Source organism: Brevundimonas sp. NPDC092305 (genome assembly GCF_044755415.1).
GTDB lineage: Bacteria > Pseudomonadota > Alphaproteobacteria > Caulobacterales > Caulobacteraceae > Brevundimonas.
Window position 1 is genome coordinate 923,167 of record NZ_JBIVQY010000001.1, and the last position, 18,220, is coordinate 941,386.

Sequence of the window (18,220 nt, forward strand, 5' to 3'; positions counted from 1 at the left end):
GTCGAATGAAGCGTTTCAGCGATGGCGGACAAAGCCGGGCGGCGGCGATCTGGCTCTGGGCGGTCGCGCTTCTGGTCTTCGCCATGGTGGTGGTGGGCGGGGTCACGCGCCTGACGGGCTCGGGCCTGTCGATCACGGAATGGAAGCCCATCATGGGCGCCCTGCCGCCGATGAACGCGGCCGACTGGCACGAGGCCTTCGAGAAATACAAGGCGATCCCCCAGTACGCCCAGGTCAACGCCGGCATGTCGCTGGACGAGTTCAAGGGGATCTTCTTCTGGGAGTGGTTCCACCGCCTGCTGGGCCGCGTGATCGGAGCGGCCTTCGCCCTGCCTTTCGTCATCCTGCTGGTTCTTCGCCAGATGCCCCGGCGGTTGATCGTTCGCTGCCTGGTCCTGCTGGCGCTGGGCGGACTTCAGGGCCTGATCGGCTGGTGGATGGTGACCAGCGGTCTGAGCGAGCGGGTCGATGTCGCGCCGGAGCGTCTGGCGACCCACCTCGGGCTGGCGCTGCTGATCTTCATGGGCCTGATCTGGACCGGGCTTGAGGCGTGGAACGGCGAGGAGCATTCGCGCTCGCCGGCCGGCTGGAGTCGTGGCGCGGCGATCCTGCTGGGCGCGGTCTTCTTCCAGTGCCTGCTGGGCGGGCTGGTCGCGGGCGCCAAGGCCGGCTTCATCTATACCGACTGGCCGCTGATGAACGGCGCGGTCCTGCCGCCGGTCGAATGGGGCAAGGGCGCGCTGGCCTTCCTGCATGATCAGGGGCTGGTCCAGTTCAATCACCGGATCATGGCCTATGGCCTGCTGATCGGCGGGACGGCCTATGCGGTGCAGGCGTGGCGCTGGCGGCTGGCGCAGGGCTTGGGAGCCGCGGCCTTCGTGGTGGCCGGCGCCCTGTGGTTGCAGGCCATCCTCGGGATCATCACCCTGATGCACGCCGTGCCGCTGTGGCTCGGCGCACTCCATCAGGCGGGCGCGGCGTTGGTGCTTGCGACGGCGACGGTGAATCTGTGGCTTGTCCGGCGCTCGCAGCCCCGCCTGTTCGTGTCTGGACCCCGTACGACCCCATTCTGATGCGGTATTTTAATACCGTATTTATAAAGTCTATTGTTTTCAGCTGACTAGGCTGATTTCGGTGCATGAACCGACATTGACGGGGACTGGCGTCTCCTCTAAGAGCGCGCCTTCCGTTCGGCCCGTCCGGCCGGGCAACCCGTTTCCTCCTTCTGGACGCATGTCATGTTGAAGACCACCACGGCTTCGCTGAAGCCGGCCGAGGTCGAGAAGAAGTGGATCCACATCGACGCCGAAGGCGTCGTGGTGGGCCGCCTCGCGACCTTCATCGCCAACCGTCTGCGCGGCAAACACCGCGGCGACTACACCCCCCACGTTGACTGCGGCGACTACGTCGTCGTGACCAACGTCGACAAGGTGGTGTTCACCGGCAAGAAGCACACCGACAAGGTTTATTACCGTCACACCGGTCACCCGGGCGGCGTCAAGGAAACCACCCCGGCCAAGGTCTTGGGCGGTCGCTTCCCCGAGCGCGTGCTCGAGAAGGCCGTCGAGCGCATGCTGCCGAAGGAAAGCCCGCTGGCCCGCAAGCAGATGACGCACCTGCGTCTGTTCGCCGGCGCCGCGCACTCGCATGAAGCCCAGTCGCCCGAGACGATCGACTTCAAGTCGGCCTCTCCCAAGAACACCCGGAGCGTCTGAGCATGACCGACGTCACCACTGACACCGCCACCGGCTTCGACGCCCTGAAGGGCCTCGGCACCGCTGCCGAAGACGCCGCTCCCGCCGTCCAGAAGCTGGACTCGCTGGGCCGCGCCTATTCGACCGGCAAGCGCAAGAACGCCATCGCCCGCGTGTGGGTGAAGCCGGGCTCCGGCAAGATCACCGTCAACGGAAAGGAGCTGGCCCAGTATTTCGCCCGCCCCGTGCTGCAGATGATGGTCGCCCAGCCGCTGACCGTCTCGGACCGCGCGACCCAGTTCGACGTGATCTGCACTGTTGAAGGTTCGGGCCTGTCCGGCCAGGCCGGCGCCATCCGCCACGGCCTGTCGCACGCCCTGACGCACTACGAGCCGGAACTGCGCAAGGTTCTGAAGCCACACGGCTTCCTGACCCGCGACAGCCGCGTCGTCGAGCGCAAGAAGTACGGCCGCGCCAAGGCTCGCCGTTCGTTCCAGTTCTCGAAGCGCTAATCGCTTTACTGCGGTTTGGATTTGGGGCGCTTCGGGAAACCGGAGCGCCCTTTTTCATTCTGGCGGGGGTTCCGGCTCGTAGCGCTCGAAGAACTGGAGAGCGAGGGTTGCGCCTCTCAAGGAGGCCGGGACGTCCAACCGGACAAACTCTTCCTCGAACTTCCAATGGTACTCGGCCGGCTCAATATCGGCGATGATCAGGGTGGAGGCGCAACTGAGCTCTTCGCGCGTATCATCATCGATTTCGCCATCGATTATGTAGCGTATCGTGATCGCTTCGCGTTCTAGAGCGCCGCTTACCGAACGAACATTCGCCGTGACGAATCCCAGCAAGGCTCGCTGCGCCGAGAGCATCAAATCAGTCCGCGTCATTTAACAAGCCTATCAGGAATCAAGTCTTGCCCCACACCATCTTCATCGACGGCGAGGCCGGCACCACAGGGCTGGAGATCCGCGAACGGCTTGAGGCGCGCCCGGATCTGGAGTTGCTGCTGCTGGGCGACCGGCGGCGCGATGTGACGGCGCGGCGTGAGGCGTTGAACAGCGCAGACGCCGTGATCCTGTGCCTGCCCGACGATGCGGCGAAAGAGGCGGTGAGTATGATCGAGAACCTGTCCGTGCGGGTGATTGACGCCTCGACGGCCTATCGGGTCGATCCGGCCTGGACATACGGCTTCGCCGAGATGGCGCCCGGCCAGCGCGAGAAGATCGCCGGTGCGACGCGGGTGTCGAACCCCGGCTGCTATCCGACCGGCTTCATCGGGCTGGTGCGGCCTTTGGTCAGCGCGGGGATCATTCCCGCCAGCTGGCCGGTCAGCGTCAACGCCGTCAGCGGCTACTCCGGTGGCGGCAAGGCGATGATCGCCGAGTTCGAGGACGAGCAGGGCGCGCCGCCCTTCCGCGCCTATGGCCTGACCCTGAAGCACAAGCACGTCCCCGAGATGACGCGCCACACCGGGCTGGAGCGCGACGTCCTGTTCACCCCCGCGGTCGGCGCGTATCGGCAGGGCATGCTGGTCGAGGTCCCGCTGCATCTCGGCGCCCTGCCGGGATCGCCGTCCGTTGAAGCCGTGCATGGCGCGCTGACCGAGGCCTATGCCGGTCAGCGGTTTGTCGAGGTGGCCACGCTGGAAGAGACCGAAGCCATGACGGGCATTGCGCCCGAAGGGCTGAACGGTACGAACCGGATGCGATTGCACGTCTTCGGCGACCGGGGCGGCTCCCAAGTGCGGCTGGTGGCGCTTCTCGACAACCTCGGAAAGGGCGCGTCAGGCGCGGCCGTCCAGAACCTGAACCTGATGCTGGGGCTCGACGAAGCGGCAGGACTGGCCTGAGGGCTTGAAACCGGGCCCAGGCTAACGACGTATCTCCGTCATGAACCTCAATCGCCGCCATCTTCTTCTCTCCGCCGGCGCCCTGACGCTCGGCGCCTGTTCGTCGGGTGAGGCGGACGCGTCGGAGGGACAGTACGCCAGCTCTCCGTTCCGCCGCGTGACCGACGCCCAGTGGCGTGAGCGGTTGCCGGCCGCCAGCTATCAGACGCTCCGGCACGAGGCGACCGAGCGGCCGGGGACCAGCCCGCTGAACAACGAGCACAGGCGCGGGACCTTCGTCTGCCGCGGCTGCGACCTGCCCCTGTTCCGCTCGCAGTGGAAGTTCGACAGCGGCACCGGCTGGCCCAGCTTCTATGACGTGATCGCCGCCAACATCGGCACGAAGACCGATTACGCCATCGGTATTCCGCGTACGGAGTATCACTGCGCCCGCTGTCTCGGCCATCAGGGGCATCTTTTCATGGACGGTCCCCGGCCGACCGGAAAGCGCTACTGCAACAACGGCGTCGCGCTGAAGTTCGTCCCGGCCTAGGCCGTCCGGCGTGCGGCGAACGCCGACTGCAGGGTGACGGCCGTCCAGATCGCGGCGATCACGACCATCAGGGTGTAGTCCGCCTTCGGCGCCATCATCGGCAGGATGGCGGTCGCCAGCACGACCAGCGGGAAGACGCCCATCCAGATCGCGGCGCCCGGCGCTTCCGCCCGGATCAGCGGCCGCGGGACACGCCCACGCATGCGCAGCATCATCCGGCTGAAGGCCAGCGCCACCGCGATGCAGACGAAGGCGGTCGCGACGTACCGCAGCGTCGCTTCCGGCCCACCGAACAGGCTGGCGACGATGACCAGCAGGCCGAGCGCGCAGGCCGTGACGGCGGCGACGAGCAGGTTGGGCTCGATCTTCAAGACTTGACCTTCACATAGCTGCCCGGCGCAGGCTCGATGGGCGCGAGCGGTCCCTTCGCAGGATCGCGGGCGGGAATCCAGCCGCCGGACTTGTCATGCAGCCACGTCGCCCAATGGTTCCACCAGCTGCCGGGATGCTCCTCCGCACCGGCCTGCCATTCCTGCAAGGTCGCGGGCAGGGCGTCGTTGGTCCAGTGCTGGTACTTGTTCGCCGCCGGCGCATTGACCACGCCGGCGATATGGCCTGATCCCGCCAGGGTCAGGGTGACGTCCGCGTTCGAGAAAGCCTTGGCCGACCGATAAACCGAGTTCATCGGCGCGATGTGATCCTCGCGGCTGGCCTGGAAATAGAGCGGGATCGTCACTTTCGACAGGTCGACCGTGATGCCGCCGATCTCGAACTCGCCCCGGCTGAGGCGGTTCTGGCCGTACATGGAGCGCAGATAGTCCATGTGCAGCTTCTTGGGCATGCGCGTCTGATCGGCGTTCCAGAACAGCAGGTCGAACGCCGGCGGCTCCTTGCCCATCAGATAGTTGGACACGAAGAACGACCAGATAAGGTCGTTGGCCCTCAGCGCATTGAACGTCTCGGCCATGGCTGCGCCGGGCAGCACGCCGCCCGCGGCGTCCATCTGCTGCTCGATCTCGCTCAGCCAGTGATCGTCGGTGAACAGCAGCAGGTCCCCGGCTTCCGCGAAGTCGTGTTGGGCCGCGAAGAAGGTGGTCGAGCCGATGGCGTCGATCCGGTTCTCCGCCATATGCGCCAGCGCCGCGCCCAGCAGTGTGCCGCCGATGCAGTAGCCCACGGTGTTGATGCGGGTGGACTTCGACTGCTCCAGCGTCTTCTGGACGGCGCGATAGATGCCCTTTTCCAGATAGTCGTCGAAGCCGAACCCGGCCTTGTCCTTGTCCGGGTTAACCCAGGAGCAGACGAAGACCGTGAAGCCCTGACTGGACAGCCAGCGGATCATCGAGTTCCCGGGCTGCAGGTCCAGAATGTAGAACTTGTTGATCCACGGCGGGAAGATCAGCAGCGGGATCTCGCGCTGCTTGTCCGTGGCCGCGTCGTACTGGATCAGTTCGAACAGCTCGTCACGCCAGACCACTTTGCCCGGCGCGGTGGCGACGTTCACGCCCACCTCGAACTTGCCGTAGTCGGCCTGGCTGATCTTCAGCTTTCCACCGCCTCGCTCCATGTCTGCGGCGAAGTTCTGCATGCCCTTGACCAGCGACTCGCCGTTGCTCTCGGCCAGCGCCTTCAGTGCAGCAGGGTTGGAGGCGAGGAAGTTGGAGGGCGAGAAGGCGTCGGTCAGCAGCTTGGTGAAGAACTCGGCCCGTCGCTTTGTGCGGGGATCGACGTCCTCAACCGACGAGACCAGCCCGTTCATCCAGTCGGCGGTGACCAGATAGGACTGGCGCATGACGTCGAACATCGGGTTCTCGGACCAGGCCGGGTCCTTGAACCGCTTGTCCTTCGACGGCGCCTGCTCCTCCCCGGCGGCGCGGCGGGTCGTGGAGGCCCACAGGTCCATATAGCGGTTGAACAGATCGGCCTGGGCCGAGAACAGCTTGTCGGGTCGCGACGCAAGGCTGGTCATGACGCTGGTCATGGCCGGGCCGACATTGAAGGGGTCGGGCGAGAGGGCGGCGGGCCGGTCGGCGTGCGCCAGCGCGGCCTCGGCGATCGCCGACTGCGCGGTCATCGCCGCCTTGGCGAGGTTCAGAGACAGAGTCTCGATCATCTGGCGCTGGTCTCCGCCCGAGAAGTCGAAGCCGGCCCCCGGCGATTCGGGCGCGGCCGTCGTCGGAGCAGCATGAGGCGGCGGTTCTGCGGCGGGCGATTCGGCTCTCGCGGCCTTCTCGGCGGCCGCCTTCGCGCGCGGACGGGGCGGTTTGGGCGACGTCGGGCGCCCCGGCTTGCGGGGAGCAGGGGCATCGGCGGGCGGGACGGGGCTCTTGGCCATGGAAACCTTCCGGTCGACGTCAGGATCGGTCGCAAGGGTCGCATGCGCCCTTCCGCCTGTCATGATCATGGCATATGACCAGACCCGAAATGAACGCGCCGAGCCGGAAAATTGCTGCGCTGGTCTGCACGCTTGGCGCGGCGGGGCTGGCGGGATGCGTCGGCTCCTTCAATCCCCGCACCGATCCGACCTCGCCGATCGCCCCTCGCGTGCAGGAACTGGTCGACGCCCACCGCGAGTATCCGCGCTGGGAAAACTTCCCGAAGGCGTCCGCGCCAGTCGAGCCCACGCAGATCGCCGAACAGGTGAACCGTCTCGAACAGACCGGCGGCGCCCTTGCCGGCGAGGTCGCCCGGATCGAGTGGCAGACGTCCGGCGATCCCGACGTCTTCGCCCGGGATGTCCAGTCCCGCGTCGCGGCTACGCCGGTCGCGCCAGCCACCCAGGAAACCCAGGCCGAGATCGAGGAGTTCGCCCGCCGGACCCGCGAACGCGGCCGCGCCCCGCCGCCGGTCGACCGGCGCTGACATAACTCATCGCCCGGACGACAGAATCCGGGGATCATCGCATCAGGAGATCGCCCATGGCCGAGACGGCCCCCTACGCTTCCACGCTCGCGGCCGACGCCGCCCGGGTCACCGAACTGGCCGCCATCGCCAGCTATGCCGGGATCGGCCGTGGTGACGAGAAGGCCGCAGACCAGCTGGCCGTCGACGCCATGCGCACGGCGCTGAACGCTCTCGACATCGACGGGAAGATCGTCATCGGCGAGGGCGAGCGCGACGAGGCGCCGATGCTCTACATCGGGGAGAAGGTCGGCACGGGCAAAGGGCCGAAGATCGACATCGCGCTGGACCCGCTGGAAGGCACGACCCTGACGGCCAAGGCCATGGCCAACGCCCTGTGCGTACTGTCCCTGTCGGAAGGCGGCGGCCTGCTGCATGCCCCCGATACCTATATGGACAAGATCGCCATCGGACCGGGCTATGCGCCGGGCACCGTCGATCTGGACATGAAGCCCCAGGAAAACGTCCGCTCGCTGGCCTCGGCCAAGGGCGTCGATCCGCGCGACATCACCGTCTGCGTCATGGACCGTCCGCGCCACGCCGAACTGATCGCCGCCCTGCGCGAGGTCGGCGCCAAGGTCCTGCTGATCACAGACGGCGACGTGGCCGGCGTGATCCACACCGCCGAGCCTGAAACGGGCATCGATATGTACCTCGGCTCGGGCGGGGCGCCTGAGGGCGTGCTGGCGGCCTCGGCGCTGAAATGCGTCGGCGGTCACTTCCAGGGTCGCCTGATCTTCCGCAACGACGACGAGCGCGCCCGCGCCAGCCGCACCGGCGTGACCGATTTCGATCGCAAGTACGACCTGCACGAGCTGGTGGCCAAGGACGCCATCTTCGCCGCCACAGGCGTGACCAAGGGCGCGATGCTGGACGGCGTACTGGTGCGCGACGGCTTCGTCTCGACCCATACGCTGGTGATGGATTCCGCGACCCGGATGGTCCAGCGCATCCGCACGACCCGTCCCCTCTGATGGCTGACGGCGGGAGCCTGCCTGCGTTTCTGGGCGTCTCCCGCTCACTGTCGGGCCGGGCCTGGCGGCAACGGCCTGCGGACGCGGGCCTGACCCGCGCCCACATGCAGACGCTCGGGCTGGACGAACCGTTGGCCCGGGCGCTGGCGGCGCGAGGCGTTGGGGCAGAGCAGGGGGCGGACTTCCTGCAGCCTACCCTGAAGGCCCTTTTTCCCGATCCTTCCAGCTTTCTGGACATGGACGCGGCGGCCGCCGCTATCGTCGACGCGGTGCAGGCGGGCCGGTCGGTCCACGTCTTCGCCGATTACGACGTCGACGGCGCCTCCAGCGCGGCCCTTCTGGTGCGCTGGTTCCGGGCCATGGGCGCGGAACTGCCGATCTACGTCCCAGACCGGATCACCGAGGGCTATGGCCCCAGCGCGAAGGCCTTCGACACCCTGAAGGCGTCCGGCGCGGATCTGGTGATTACGGTCGACTGCGGCGCGGCGGCGAACGAGGCCGTGGCGCATGCCGCGTCCATCGGCCTGAACGTCGTCGTCATTGACCACCATCTGATGCGCGAGCAGCCGCCGGAATGTCTGGCGGTCGTCAACCCGAACCGGCCGGGCTGTAACTCGGGTCAGGGTAATCTGGCGGCGGCGGGCGTGGTCTTCGTGCTTCTGGCCGCCCTGAACCGGGAAGCGCGAGCGAGGGGTCTGTTTGACGGCCGCGAGCAGCCCGACATTCGCCGCTGGCTGGATCTGGCCGCCATGGGCGCGATCTGCGACGTCACCGGCCTGACAGGCTTCAATCGCGCCCTGACCAGCCTCGGGCTCCGGGTGATGTCGGACTGGAGTAATCCGGGCCTGCGCGCCTTGCTGATCGCTGCAGGTAGCGAGCCGGGCCCGGCCAAGGTCAACCACGCGGGCTTTATCCTCGGGCCGCGCATCAACGCGGGCGGCCGGATCGGCAAGTCGGACCTCGGCGCGCGTCTTCTGTCGACTGACGACGACGGTGAAGCGATGGTGCTTGCCCAGGAACTTGACGCCCTGAACCTCGCCCGCCGAGAAGTTGAGCGGCAGGTGACGGACGCCGCCATCCGCCGTGTCGAGGCGACAGGCGCGCATGAGGACGGTTCCGCCGTTGTGGTCGTCGAAGGCGAAGACTGGCACCCCGGCGTCGTGGGCATCGTCGCGGGCCGGCTCAGGGAGCGCTGGCGCAAACCGGTGATCGTCATCGGCGTCGATGCGGTGAACGGCGTCGGCAAGGGTTCCGGTCGGTCCCAACCCGGCATGAACCTCGGTCGCGCCATTCAGACGGCGTGGCAGGACGGCGTCCTGATGGCTGGCGGCGGCCATGCGATGGCGGCGGGGCTGACGGTCCGCACCGATCGGATCAGCGACCTCAGGGCCTTTCTGAACGACCGGCTGGCCCATGAGCAGTCAGCCGCGGAGATACTTGACGCCGTCGAAGTGGATGTTCTGCTCGACCCCCGCGCTGCGACCCGGGAGCTGTTCGACGCCTTCGAGCAGCTGGCCCCCTTCGGTCCCGCCAACCCTGAGCCCACCTTCGCGCTGACTCACGTCAGCATCCGTGACGCCGTCGCCATGAACGGCGGCCACGTGCGGTGCCGTCTGGTCGGCCCCGACGGTGCGTCGGTGAAGGCGATCGCCTGGCGCTGCGCCGATATGCCGGTCGGTCAGGCCTTGCTGTCGGGGCAGGGCGGCTTGTCTGTGGTCGGTCGTCTGAAGGCGGACGACTGGAACGGCCGCAGGGGCGTGCAGTTCGAGGTCGACGACGTCGCCGATCCCCGCATGGCCTGATGCAATTCCTGCGCTTTTGACGCTTGCACCCTTCGGAATCGGCGGCTATATCGCCGGCTCCCCGCGCAGCGGTCCCTTCGTCTATCGGTTAGGACGTCAGGTTTTCAACCTGAAAAGAGGGGTTCGATTCCCCTAGGGACTGCCACGCGGAGCCAGTCTTTTCAAAGACTTACGGGCATCTCAGAGGGGGTGCCAAAAACCCCCGAATTTCGATGCTTTTTCTAGCCATCTGCTGGCGACGCAGTTGGATGTCGATTGGCACCACTTCTGAAACTCGAGTTCAGAAAAACTGATGGTCTGGCCCAACAGTGATGCTCTAGTCCGGTACGGTGGGGATCGGTGATCTTGCTCGGTCTGGGGGTGACAATGGACGGCCTGCGTTTCGTTCGGGGAGATCATCTGTCGGTAGGCGAGGGGGTGTTCCTCCCCTCTGCAGACATCATTGGTTTGATCTGGAAGCACCTCACTGAAGCCACGCCGAAAACACTGCGGGCCTACACACCGGACCTTCTCAAGTCGGATTTCTTCTACATCTACGATGAAGCCCACAGCCTCTACGGCCTGTTTGTCTCTGTCGGCTCGTCCGCATCCCTGCCGACTTGGGGAAGTCAGAAGGACTTTTTCGGGCCGCATATCGCGAACGGCATCAGCTTCTTGGCAGATGGCTGCGATTGCATGGAGATTACAGGTCAGCGCCTTGCAACTGAGGTTTTCGCTGCACATGACTTCGCGGCCGGTCCAGCACTGATAGGGCGCTATCCAACCGGATACGATGACGCGACAAAAGCAGAGCAACTCCGCCTTACGCGATGTGCGGCTGAGATAATCTGGCAATGGGCGGAAAGGGAGAGAGTGGCCGTGGAAACTTCGCGGATTTTCTTGAGCCACAAGGGGGTCAACAAGGCGCTCGTCGAAAAGATCGAGCACGCTCTACGCGACCTCGGACTTCGCCCTTGGCTCGACAAGTACGACCTCCCTGTTGGCGATGCTCTCGTACGCGGTGTGGATGACGCCTTCTCGGAGTGCTCGGCCGCCGTATTTTTCATCTCGGGCGACTATGTTGACGCTGGGGTGATCGCCAACGAGGTGGAGCGTGCTGCTCATGAACGGGCTCTCCGACCTGAAGGGTTCAAGATCATTCCCCTCGTCTTAAGCCAGCATGGGGGGGACGACACCAAAGTGCCCAAGCCGCTGGCAACCCTGAAATGGGAAACGGTTGCGGATATCGACATCCTGCCGACGATCCTGAAATCGTTGCCCGCTAGTGTCCAAAGCCAGATCCGTTGGCACCCCCCAAAGAGATAGCGGCAGGGTGCCAAGAACATTTTTAGCGTGCGATGGTCTCCTACGTCAGGCGGAGGCTGCCGGGCGAGGGGGTGCCACTAAAGGGTGCCATCTCGCTCTGTGATGGGGTGCCAAGGTTGGCACCCTAGGGCTGAAATGGCCCAAACCCTTATGGGGCCTGGTTCCGGGTAGACTAGGGACTGCCACGCGGGGCCTTTCCCAACATCAGGTCCAAACCGGTCATGACGCGCCAGCATTCGCGCGCTGATGTATGACGCTGCGTCAAGTTTTTGCCCCCGCGACACCCTGTTTCGGGTCGGCCCGGACGAAATTATTGCGCTAGCGCCTTGAAATCATCGTTTTTAACTTTTCTTCGTTTCGAATAACCGTGTTAAATGGCTTTCGCTCGCTGGTTACGCGCGGGTTGGGGGCTGGGTTGTGTCGGACTACGAGGGCGTTGAGGCGCCGGCGATCGTGAAGATCGCCGGTCACGTAAAATGGTTCGACCCGGGCAAGGGGTATGGCTTCATCGTGCCCGATGACCCGACCATGACCGATATGAAGGATGTGCTCCTGCACATCTCAAGCCTGCGTGACATGGGCCGCGACACCGCCGGTGAAGGCGCTTCCATCTCCTGTGATTGCGTCCGCCGCCCCAAGGGCTGGCAGGTTGTGCAGGTTCACGATCTCGGCGAAGGCGAGCCCGCCCTTGCGCCGGCGCCCAGACGTCCCGCCGTTAACGGCGGCGGAACCGCATTCGCCGCTGACGGCTTCGACGACGGTCCTCTCGAGGTCGCGGTGGTCAAATGGTTCAATCGCACCAAGGGCTACGGATTCGTGGTGCGCGATGGCGCGCCGGGGGATATCTTCGTCCACGTCGAAACGTTGCGCCGGTGCGGTCTGGATGACCTTGTCCCCGGCGAAGCGGTGTCGGTGCGGTTCGCCGATGGACCCAAGGGTCTGGTGGTCGCGGAAATCAGGCCGGGCGGATAATCTTCGCCCCGAGGGTGAGGATGCCTATGTCGACTCGTCGTGCAGTACTGATCGCGGTGGCCGCGAGCTTCCTGATGGCCGGCTGCGCCGGAGCGGGAGGCCAGACCGGCCCGAACGGCGAACCCCTAGAATCGCTGACGGTCGTGACGTCGACCGGCGAGCACAAGTTCATGGTCGAGATCGCGGACGACGAGATGGAGCGTCAGCGCGGCCTGATGGAGCGCCCGCCGCTCGCCGAAGACAGGGGGATGCTGTTCCAGTTTCCGGATGTGGCTGAACGCGGCTTCTGGATGCACAACACTCCCAGCTCGCTGGACATCATCTACATCGATCCGCGCGGCAGGATCGTCTCGATCGTCAAGCGCGCCGCGCCCGAGAACGACACCGTCCTGCCGTCCAACGGCCCTGCCAGCGGGGTGCTTGAACTGCGTGCCGGTCGCTCCGACGAGATCGGCGCCAAGCCCGGCGACCGTGTTCGTCACCCCTTCTTCGCGGAATAGTCGCCAGACGCGTTGCTTGCCGGCCCGCCACGTGGCAATAGGGCCGCCCTCTGGATCGGGGTGTGGCGCAGCCTGGTAGCGCATCTGTTTTGGGAGCAGAGGGTCGGAGGTTCGAATCCTCTCGCCCCGACCAGAGAATACGCATCGAGTGTTCGAGACTTGAGCGCTCCGGAATGCGTTGTATGGAAGCACAGCGCTTCCGCCGAGAGACTTCCATGGCCATCGCCCGCATCTACCGCCCCGCCAAGACCGCCATGCAGTCCGGCAAGGCCAAGTCGAAAGACTGGCGGCTGGAGTTCGAACCGGCCTCGGCGCGGACGATCGACCCGCTGATGGGCTGGACGTCGTCGTCGGACATGAACGGTCAGGTGCGGCTGAACTTCGATTCGAAGGAAGAGGCCGTGGCCTATGCGGAGCGCCACGGCATCGCCTTCCGCCTGCAGGAGCCGCAAGAGCCGCCGGTCATCATCAAGGCCTACGCCGACAACTTCGCCACCTTCCGCAAGCAGCCCTGGACGCACTGAGTCTTTGTGCGCCTACCGCGCTTCGCGCTACTTGAGGCGCGTTTCGCGGATGCCCTTTGGGCGCCCTTAGCTCAGCTGGATAGAGCACCCGCCTTCTAAGCGGACGGTCGCAGGTTCGAATCCTGCAGGGCGCGCCACGGCTTGAACCGTTGCTGTTGGCGGCCGTTGGTGTCGGATGGCGGCGCGATTGAAGGTTTTCCAGTACTCCGACGGCTTCCATGCATGGACCGTGGCGGCCTCGTCGCGGGCGAAGGCGCTGGCTGCGTGGGGTGTACAGCGGGATCTGTTCAAGGACGGTTCGGCCCGCGAGATCGAGTCAGGGGCGGATCACGAGGCGGCGCTGAAGGCGCCCGGCGAACTGATCGAGCGCGGCCTTGCCGTCGATATCGGAGAAACCCGCAAGACGAAGGCCTCGAAACCTTCCGCCGCCAGCCAGAAGGCCAAAGCGCAGGTCGAGACGCTGGAGCAGGCGCTGGAGGCTCTGGATCAGGATTATTCAGCCCAGGTCGAGGCGATCAGCGACGAGCGGGCGGCGCTTGATGCAAAGGCGGCGGGTCTGGAAACGGCTCACGCCAAGGACCGGGATGCGCTTAAAGCGAAGCTGAAGACCGCTCGCGCACGGCTCAGGTGAGAGCCTCCGACCATGCGGTGAGACCACGCTCCAGATCGGCAATGAGGTCATTCGCATCCTCCAGACCGACGTGGAGCCGGATCAGTTCGCCGGCGAGGGCGGGCTTTCCTGCCCTGAAGGCCAGTTGGCCGGTTTCGTGGGTGATCAGGCTCTCATAGCCGCCCCACGAATAGCCGAGCCCGAAGAGGTCGACCGCGTTGAGCATGGCATGGGCCGCGGCTTCATGTCCGCCCCGCATGACCAGTCCCAGAATGGAGGCCGCGCCGGAGTAGTCCCGGCGCCACAGCGCATGGCCTGCGTCGCCGGGAAACGGAGGATAGAGAACCTGAGCCACCTCCGGTCGGGCCTGCAGCCACTGCGCCACCTGCAGGGCGGACTTCGCCTGCGCCTCCATCCGGAGCGGCAAAGTGCGCAGGCCGCGCAGCGCCAGCCACGCGTCGTCGGCCGAGACCCTCCAGCCCAGATCCTCGATCGTTTCGGCGATCTGTCGCCCGACCCGCGCGTCGGCGACGGCGATAGAGCCCATCAGCAGGTCGGAGTGGCCGCCGACGTATTTCGTCAACGCCTGCATGCTCACGTCCACGCCGTGGGCCAATGGCTTAAACGCCAGTCCCGCGGCCCAGGTGTTGTCCATGACCGTCAGGACGCCGCGCTCCCGACACGCCGCCGCGAGGGCAGGGACGTCCGCCATGTCGAAGGTCAGGGAGCCCGGCGATTCGATCAGAACGAGGCGGGTTCGCTCAGTGATCCCCGCAACGATGTCGGCGACCGTGGCGCCCGGCGCGTGAAAGGCCGTCGAAACGCCTCTCGCCTTCAGATGCCGGTTCAGGAAGCGGCGGGTCGGCCCATAGACGGCGTCGGTCGTCAGCACCTCGTCGCCCGGCCGCAACAGCGCGGTCAGGGGCACGGTGACGGCCGCAAGACCGGAAGGGACCAGCCACGCGTCCGTCGCCCCCTCCATCTCCGCCAGCGTAGCTCGCAGCTCGCGGGCGGCCGACAGATCCTCGATGCCGTAGACGGGCCCCAGCGACTCATCGCGCATGTCGGCCGGGGCGTCGTTCAGCAAGGTGGACCCGCGCTCGATCGGGGGATTGACAGGTCGTCGCCCCCGGCCGCGGCGGGTGGCGGAGGCGATCAGGCGCGTGCGGTCGGAAGGCTTGGACATGGCGGCCGAAGGGTTGCGGTTCTCCGCCCAAAGGCCTCTAAAGCGCCGGGGGCGCAAGTGGGTCTGGCAGGCGAGGGCCGATGCGGGTGACGCGAGCGAGAGTATGGGCCGGCATCATGCTGGCGGCCGCAACGATGGTCGCGGCCTGCGGCGACCGGGGTCGTGATGGCGGCGACGGCGAGACCGCCGCGCCGGAGACCGTGACCGAAGCGCCCGCCTTCGCCAGCCCGACGCTCCGTGCGATTCGCCAGCGGGGCCGCCTGAATTGCGGTGTCCATGAGGGGCTGATCGGCTTCGCCTACACCGACAACCGGGGCGCATGGCGGGGCTTCGACGTCGATTTCTGTCGCGCGCTCGCGGCGTCGGTGTTGGGAAACGCGGACGCGGTCCGCTTCGTGCCGCTGACCACCAGTCAGAGATTCGAGGCCCTGCGCAGCGGCCGTGTTGACGTGCTGTGGCGTACGACCTCATGGACCCTGTCGCGCGAGGCGCAGGAGGGCGTCCGCTTCGCCGGCGTCAACTACTACGACGGTCAGGGCTTCCTCGTGCGCAAGGCGCTGGACCTCGCCAGCGCGACCGAGCTGAACGGCGCGCGTATCTGCGTGCAGCGGGCCTCAACCTCTGAGCTCAACGTCGCCGACTGGTTCAGGGCGCGGGGCATCGAGTACCAGCCCGTCGTCTCCGCCAATGAGGAAGCGGCGCGCGAGGCCTATGCCCGGGAAGACTGCGACGCCTTCAGCGCCGATGTGTCGGCTCTGGCCTCTGCGCGGACCCTGCTGCCGAACCCGGACCAGCACGTGATCCTGCCGGACGTGATCTCAAAGGAGCCGCTCGGTCCCGTGGTCAAGCGCGGCGACGAGGCGTGGACCTCCATCGTTCGCTGGACCTTGAACGCCGTCATCCTCGCCGAGGAGCTGGGCGTAACGCGCGAGAACGTCGGACAGATGGCTGAGGATTCGACCGACCCGCGCGTCCGGCGCCTGCTGGGCGAGGAGGGCGAACTCGGCCCCATGCTCGGCCTGTCGAAGACCTGGGCGAGGAACGCCATCCAGGCCGAGGGAAACTACGGCGAGATCTTCGCCCGAAACGTAGGCGCGGATTCAGGCCTCGACCTGACCCGTGGCCTTAACGCACAATGGAATGCTCAGCCGGGCGGCCTGATCTACGCCCTGCCCATTCGATAAGGCCGCAAAGGCCGGGGGACATATGGAAGCGACGAAGCGGGGCGGACTGGCCCTTCACTGGCTGATGCTGATCGGCTTTGTGGTCGGCCTCGGGGGCGGCCTTCTGGTCAACATGACCGTCGGCGCCGATGCGCCCTGGCTGGTCTGGCTGACCAGCAACATCACCGGCCCGGCCGGCCAGATCTTCCTGCGCCTGCTGTTCATGCTGGTGATCCCGCTGCTGTTCTCGGCCCTCGTCGTCGGCGTGGCGGAGATGGGCGACCTGAAGTCACTGGGCCGGGCCGGCATCAAGACTCTGGTCCTGACCATCGTCGTGTCCGGCATCGCCGTCCTGATCGGCCTGGGCATGGTCAACCTGTTCCGGCCGGGCGACGGCGTCGATCCGGCGCTGGCCCAGAGCCTGCTGGCGCAGGGCCGGGAAGGGGCCGCCGCCATCGTCGAGAAGGCGCCCGAGAGCATCCAGATGGGTCAGTTCTTCCTCGACCTGATCCCGTCCAACGTCTTCACCGCCGCCGCCGACAACCAGATCCTGCCGGTGATGATCTTCGCCCTGTTCTTCGGCATCGGGCTGGTCATGGCGAAGTCGCCGGCCACCGATCGCCTCCAGACCGTCATCGAGGGCATCCTCGAGGTGACGATGAAGCTGATCAACATGGTCATCAAGCTGGCGCCCTATGCGATCGCCTGCTTGATGTTCAACCTCGCCGCCCTGTTCGGCTGGGACCTGCTGGTGCGGCTGGCGGCCTTTGTCGGCGTGGCCGTGGGCGCGATGGCGATCCACATGTTCGTCGTCTATCCGCTTGTCGTCTGGGGTCTGGGCGGCATGTCGCCGCTGAAGTTCTTCCGCGGCGTGCGCGAGCCGATGGTCGTGGCCTTCTCGACCGCCTCGTCCAACGCGGCCCTGCCGGTGTCGCTCAAGGCGGCGGACGATCAGCTGGGCCTGCCCCGCAAGATCGCCCGCTTCGTCCTCACCGTCGGGGCCACCGCCAACCAGAACGGCACGGCCCTGTTCGAGGGGGTGACAGTCCTGTTCCTCGCCCAGTTCTTCCAGATCGAGCTATCGATCACCCAGCAGGTCGTCGTGATGCTGGTCTGCATCCTCGGCGGGATCGGCACCGCGGGCGTGCCGGCCGGATCGCTGCCGGTCGTTGCGATGATTCTCGTCATGGTCGGCGTGCCTGCCGAAGGCATCGGCCTGATCCTCGGCGTCGACCGCTTCCTCGACATGTGCCGGACCACGCTGAACGTCACGGGCGACCTCGTGCTGGCCACCGTGGTCTCGCGCGGCGAGACTGACGCGGACGTTCCGGCCGGTCTTGAGGAGCCGACCGCGCCGGCGACCTAGCCGGTCTCGACTGGCGTATCGCTGCGGCCGCCCCACTCGGACCAGCTCCCGTCGTACAGGCGGGAGCTGAGGCCCAGCACGGCCAGCCCCAGCGAGAGGATCGCGGCGGTGACGCCGGAGCCGCAGGTGGTCGTCACCGGCCGGGTCAGATCAATCCCCGCAGTCTCGAAGGCTGCGCGGAGCTCGTCTTCAGAAGCCAGTGTCCCGTCCGGGCTCACGATCCGGTCGAACGGCAGGTTCAGCGCGCCCGGCATATGCCCGCTCCGCAGCCCTGCACGAGGCTCGGGCGCCTGACCCTGAAACCGGGCTGCAGAGCGCGCGTCCAGCACCTGACCGCCGGTCTCCACCAGCGCCTTCATCTGATCCAGCGAGATCACCGCGTCGCCGTCGAGCCGCGCATTGAAGACGGTCGGCTCCAACCGGACCGGCGGCCCGTGCTCGACACGTCGCCCCTCGGCGATCCATTTCGGCAGCCCGCCGTCCAGCACCCGGACATCCGCCGCGCCCATGGCCTTCAGCATCCACCACGCTCGCGGCGCGGCGCGAATGCCCGAGGTGTCATAAACGACGATGCGGTCGCCCCGCGACAGCCCAAGCCCGCCCATCCGGTTCGCGAATCTGAGCGGAGACGGCAACATGTGGGGCAGGGCGTCGTCGGGGTCTGACGATGCCTCCAGATCGAAGAAGACAGCGCCGGGAATGCGGGTTTCCACAAAGTCCGCGTACCCGTCCCGCCCGTCCAGATGCCAGCTGGCGTCAACGATCCGCAGACCCGGGTCGTCGAGCGAGTCAGCCAGTTCGCGGGTCGTGATCAGCGGCGAGGTCATGCCGCTGGATAGCACGCC

The 18,220-nt window shown here is 66.4% G+C and carries 20 protein-coding genes and 3 tRNA genes; 18 read left to right on the plus strand and 5 right to left on the minus strand.

Features of this window, described 5'->3' with window-relative positions; translation table 11 throughout:
- The first annotated feature begins 5 nt into the window (after nt 1-5).
- From ACIQC9_RS04610 to rpsI, 3 genes are all read left to right on the plus strand, one after another.
- Nucleotides 6-1,073, plus strand: a complete 1,068-nt coding sequence (locus ACIQC9_RS04610) for a COX15/CtaA family protein (protein WP_400612883.1) — start codon at nt 6-8, stop codon at nt 1,071-1,073.
- Nucleotides 1,074-1,241: 168 nt separating this feature from the next.
- Nucleotides 1,242-1,715, plus strand: a complete 474-nt coding sequence (gene rplM, locus ACIQC9_RS04615) for a 50S ribosomal protein L13 (RefSeq protein WP_400615387.1) — start codon at nt 1,242-1,244, stop codon at nt 1,713-1,715.
- 2 nt (nt 1,716-1,717) lie between these two features.
- Entirely contained in the window at nt 1,718-2,206 is a 489-nt protein-coding gene (rpsI, locus tag ACIQC9_RS04620; RefSeq protein ID WP_400612885.1) for a 30S ribosomal protein S9, read from the plus strand.
- Between the two features lie 54 nt (nt 2,207-2,260).
- Here the strand turns inward: rpsI and ACIQC9_RS04625 are convergent, their stop codons facing one another.
- Nucleotides 2,261-2,578, minus strand: coding sequence for a hypothetical protein (locus ACIQC9_RS04625; RefSeq protein ID WP_400612888.1), 318 nt, complete (start codon nt 2,576-2,578; stop codon nt 2,261-2,263).
- Between the two features lie 26 nt (nt 2,579-2,604).
- Here ACIQC9_RS04625 and argC point away from each other — a divergent pair, with 26 nt between their 5' ends.
- Entirely contained in the window at nt 2,605-3,540 is a 936-nt protein-coding gene (argC, locus tag ACIQC9_RS04630; protein ID WP_400612890.1) for an N-acetyl-gamma-glutamyl-phosphate reductase, read from the plus strand.
- Between the two features lie 40 nt (nt 3,541-3,580).
- Nucleotides 3,581-4,072 carry a peptide-methionine (R)-S-oxide reductase MsrB gene (gene msrB / locus ACIQC9_RS04635; protein WP_400612892.1) on the plus strand — a complete coding sequence of 164 codons (492 nt, stop codon included), beginning with the start codon at nt 3,581-3,583 and terminating at the stop codon, nt 4,070-4,072.
- Here msrB and ACIQC9_RS04640 read toward each other — a convergent pair.
- Together ACIQC9_RS04640 and phaC are read right to left on the minus strand one after the other, a co-directional pair.
- A complete protein-coding gene (locus ACIQC9_RS04640; RefSeq protein WP_400612894.1) occupies nt 4,069-4,443 on the minus strand; it encodes a hypothetical protein in 375 nt (124 codons plus the stop codon). The two genes, msrB and ACIQC9_RS04640, sit on opposite strands and share 4 nt — an antisense overlap.
- Nucleotides 4,440-6,407, minus strand: coding sequence for a class I poly(R)-hydroxyalkanoic acid synthase (gene phaC / locus ACIQC9_RS04645; RefSeq protein WP_400612896.1), 1,968 nt, complete (start codon nt 6,405-6,407; stop codon nt 4,440-4,442). Before phaC ends, ACIQC9_RS04640 begins: the two co-directional genes overlap by 4 nt.
- A gap of 74 nt (nt 6,408-6,481) precedes the next feature.
- Here phaC and ACIQC9_RS04650 point away from each other — a divergent pair, with 74 nt between their 5' ends.
- The 11 genes from ACIQC9_RS04650 to ACIQC9_RS04700 all read left to right on the plus strand — a co-directional run bounded on the left by ACIQC9_RS04650 (nt 6,482) and on the right by ACIQC9_RS04700 (nt 13,681).
- Nucleotides 6,482-6,934 (plus strand): hypothetical protein, encoded by a 453-nt coding sequence (locus ACIQC9_RS04650; RefSeq protein WP_400612898.1) that lies wholly within the window; start codon nt 6,482-6,484, stop codon nt 6,932-6,934.
- A 56-nt stretch (nt 6,935-6,990) separates the two neighbouring features.
- Nucleotides 6,991-7,947: a class II fructose-bisphosphatase gene (glpX, locus tag ACIQC9_RS04655; RefSeq protein ID WP_400612900.1), complete on the plus strand. Its 957-nt coding sequence runs from the start codon at nt 6,991-6,993 to the stop codon at nt 7,945-7,947.
- Entirely contained in the window at nt 7,947-9,749 is a 1,803-nt protein-coding gene (gene recJ, locus ACIQC9_RS04660) for a single-stranded-DNA-specific exonuclease RecJ (RefSeq protein ID WP_400612901.1), read from the plus strand. The genes glpX and recJ overlap by 1 nt, the downstream gene beginning before the upstream one ends.
- 70 nt (nt 9,750-9,819) lie before the next feature.
- A tRNA-Glu gene (locus ACIQC9_RS04665) sits at nt 9,820-9,894 on the plus strand.
- Nucleotides 9,895-10,115: 221 nt separating this feature from the next.
- Nucleotides 10,116-11,054: a toll/interleukin-1 receptor domain-containing protein gene (locus tag ACIQC9_RS04670; RefSeq protein WP_400612904.1), complete on the plus strand. Its 939-nt coding sequence runs from the start codon at nt 10,116-10,118 to the stop codon at nt 11,052-11,054.
- A 417-nt stretch (nt 11,055-11,471) separates the two neighbouring features.
- Nucleotides 11,472-12,026: a cold-shock protein gene (locus ACIQC9_RS04675; protein ID WP_400612906.1), complete on the plus strand. Its 555-nt coding sequence runs from the start codon at nt 11,472-11,474 to the stop codon at nt 12,024-12,026.
- A 20-nt stretch (nt 12,027-12,046) separates the two neighbouring features.
- On the plus strand, nt 12,047-12,526 hold the full coding sequence (locus tag ACIQC9_RS04680; protein ID WP_400612909.1) for a DUF192 domain-containing protein: 480 nt from the start codon (nt 12,047-12,049) through the stop codon (nt 12,524-12,526).
- A 56-nt stretch (nt 12,527-12,582) separates the two neighbouring features.
- A tRNA-Pro gene (locus ACIQC9_RS04685) sits at nt 12,583-12,659 on the plus strand.
- An 82-nt stretch (nt 12,660-12,741) separates the two neighbouring features.
- Nucleotides 12,742-13,050, plus strand: a complete 309-nt coding sequence (locus tag ACIQC9_RS04690) for an ETC complex I subunit (protein ID WP_400612910.1) — start codon at nt 12,742-12,744, stop codon at nt 13,048-13,050.
- A gap of 60 nt (nt 13,051-13,110) precedes the next feature.
- Nucleotides 13,111-13,187, plus strand: a tRNA-Arg gene (locus tag ACIQC9_RS04695).
- A 50-nt stretch (nt 13,188-13,237) separates the two neighbouring features.
- The gene (locus tag ACIQC9_RS04700) at nt 13,238-13,681 is read left to right on the plus strand and encodes a hypothetical protein (RefSeq protein WP_400612912.1); all 444 of its coding nucleotides are present in this window, start codon (nt 13,238-13,240) and stop codon (nt 13,679-13,681) included.
- On the opposite strand, the gene metC is transcribed toward ACIQC9_RS04700, so the two are convergent.
- Entirely contained in the window at nt 13,674-14,846 is a 1,173-nt protein-coding gene (gene metC, locus ACIQC9_RS04705) for a cystathionine beta-lyase (RefSeq protein ID WP_400612914.1), read from the minus strand. The two genes, ACIQC9_RS04700 and metC, sit on opposite strands and share 8 nt — an antisense overlap.
- Nucleotides 14,847-14,926: 80 nt before the next feature.
- Here metC and ACIQC9_RS04710 point away from each other — a divergent pair, with 80 nt between their 5' ends.
- Both ACIQC9_RS04710 and ACIQC9_RS04715 read left to right on the plus strand, forming a co-directional pair.
- Nucleotides 14,927-16,030, plus strand: a complete 1,104-nt coding sequence (locus ACIQC9_RS04710; protein ID WP_400612916.1) for an amino acid ABC transporter substrate-binding protein — start codon at nt 14,927-14,929, stop codon at nt 16,028-16,030.
- A gap of 22 nt (nt 16,031-16,052) precedes the next feature.
- Nucleotides 16,053-17,375, plus strand: coding sequence for a dicarboxylate/amino acid:cation symporter (locus ACIQC9_RS04715; protein ID WP_400612918.1), 1,323 nt, complete (start codon nt 16,053-16,055; stop codon nt 17,373-17,375).
- On the opposite strand, the gene sseA is transcribed toward ACIQC9_RS04715, so the two are convergent.
- Nucleotides 17,372-18,202: a 3-mercaptopyruvate sulfurtransferase gene (sseA, locus tag ACIQC9_RS04720; protein WP_400612920.1), complete on the minus strand. Its 831-nt coding sequence runs from the start codon at nt 18,200-18,202 to the stop codon at nt 17,372-17,374. The genes ACIQC9_RS04715 and sseA overlap by 4 nt on opposite strands.
- Between the last annotated feature and the right edge of the window lie 18 nt (nt 18,203-18,220).

Coding starts and splice junctions, on each gene's coding strand:
- phaC (WP_400612896.1), bottom strand. CDS start 6,407: ATGGCCAAGAGCCCCGTCCCGCCCGCCGATGCCCCTGCTCCCCGCAAG.
- ACIQC9_RS04670 (WP_400612904.1), top strand. CDS start 10,116: ATGGACGGCCTGCGTTTCGTTCGGGGAGATCATCTGTCGGTAGGCGAG.
- recJ (WP_400612901.1), top strand. CDS start 7,947: ATGGCTGACGGCGGGAGCCTGCCTGCGTTTCTGGGCGTCTCCCGCTCA.
- sseA (WP_400612920.1), bottom strand. CDS start 18,202: ATGACCTCGCCGCTGATCACGACCCGCGAACTGGCTGACTCGCTCGAC.
- ACIQC9_RS04610 (WP_400612883.1), top strand. CDS start 6: ATGAAGCGTTTCAGCGATGGCGGACAAAGCCGGGCGGCGGCGATCTGG.
- ACIQC9_RS04650 (WP_400612898.1), top strand. CDS start 6,482: ATGACCAGACCCGAAATGAACGCGCCGAGCCGGAAAATTGCTGCGCTG.
- rpsI (WP_400612885.1), top strand. CDS start 1,718: ATGACCGACGTCACCACTGACACCGCCACCGGCTTCGACGCCCTGAAG.
- ACIQC9_RS04715 (WP_400612918.1), top strand. CDS start 16,053: ATGGAAGCGACGAAGCGGGGCGGACTGGCCCTTCACTGGCTGATGCTG.
- ACIQC9_RS04680 (WP_400612909.1), top strand. CDS start 12,047: ATGCCTATGTCGACTCGTCGTGCAGTACTGATCGCGGTGGCCGCGAGC.
- glpX (WP_400612900.1), top strand. CDS start 6,991: ATGGCCGAGACGGCCCCCTACGCTTCCACGCTCGCGGCCGACGCCGCC.
- ACIQC9_RS04690 (WP_400612910.1), top strand. CDS start 12,742: ATGGCCATCGCCCGCATCTACCGCCCCGCCAAGACCGCCATGCAGTCC.
- ACIQC9_RS04710 (WP_400612916.1), top strand. CDS start 14,927: ATGCGGGTGACGCGAGCGAGAGTATGGGCCGGCATCATGCTGGCGGCC.
- metC (WP_400612914.1), bottom strand. CDS start 14,846: ATGTCCAAGCCTTCCGACCGCACGCGCCTGATCGCCTCCGCCACCCGC.
- msrB (WP_400612892.1), top strand. CDS start 3,581: ATGAACCTCAATCGCCGCCATCTTCTTCTCTCCGCCGGCGCCCTGACG.
- ACIQC9_RS04625 (WP_400612888.1), bottom strand. CDS start 2,578: ATGACGCGGACTGATTTGATGCTCTCGGCGCAGCGAGCCTTGCTGGGA.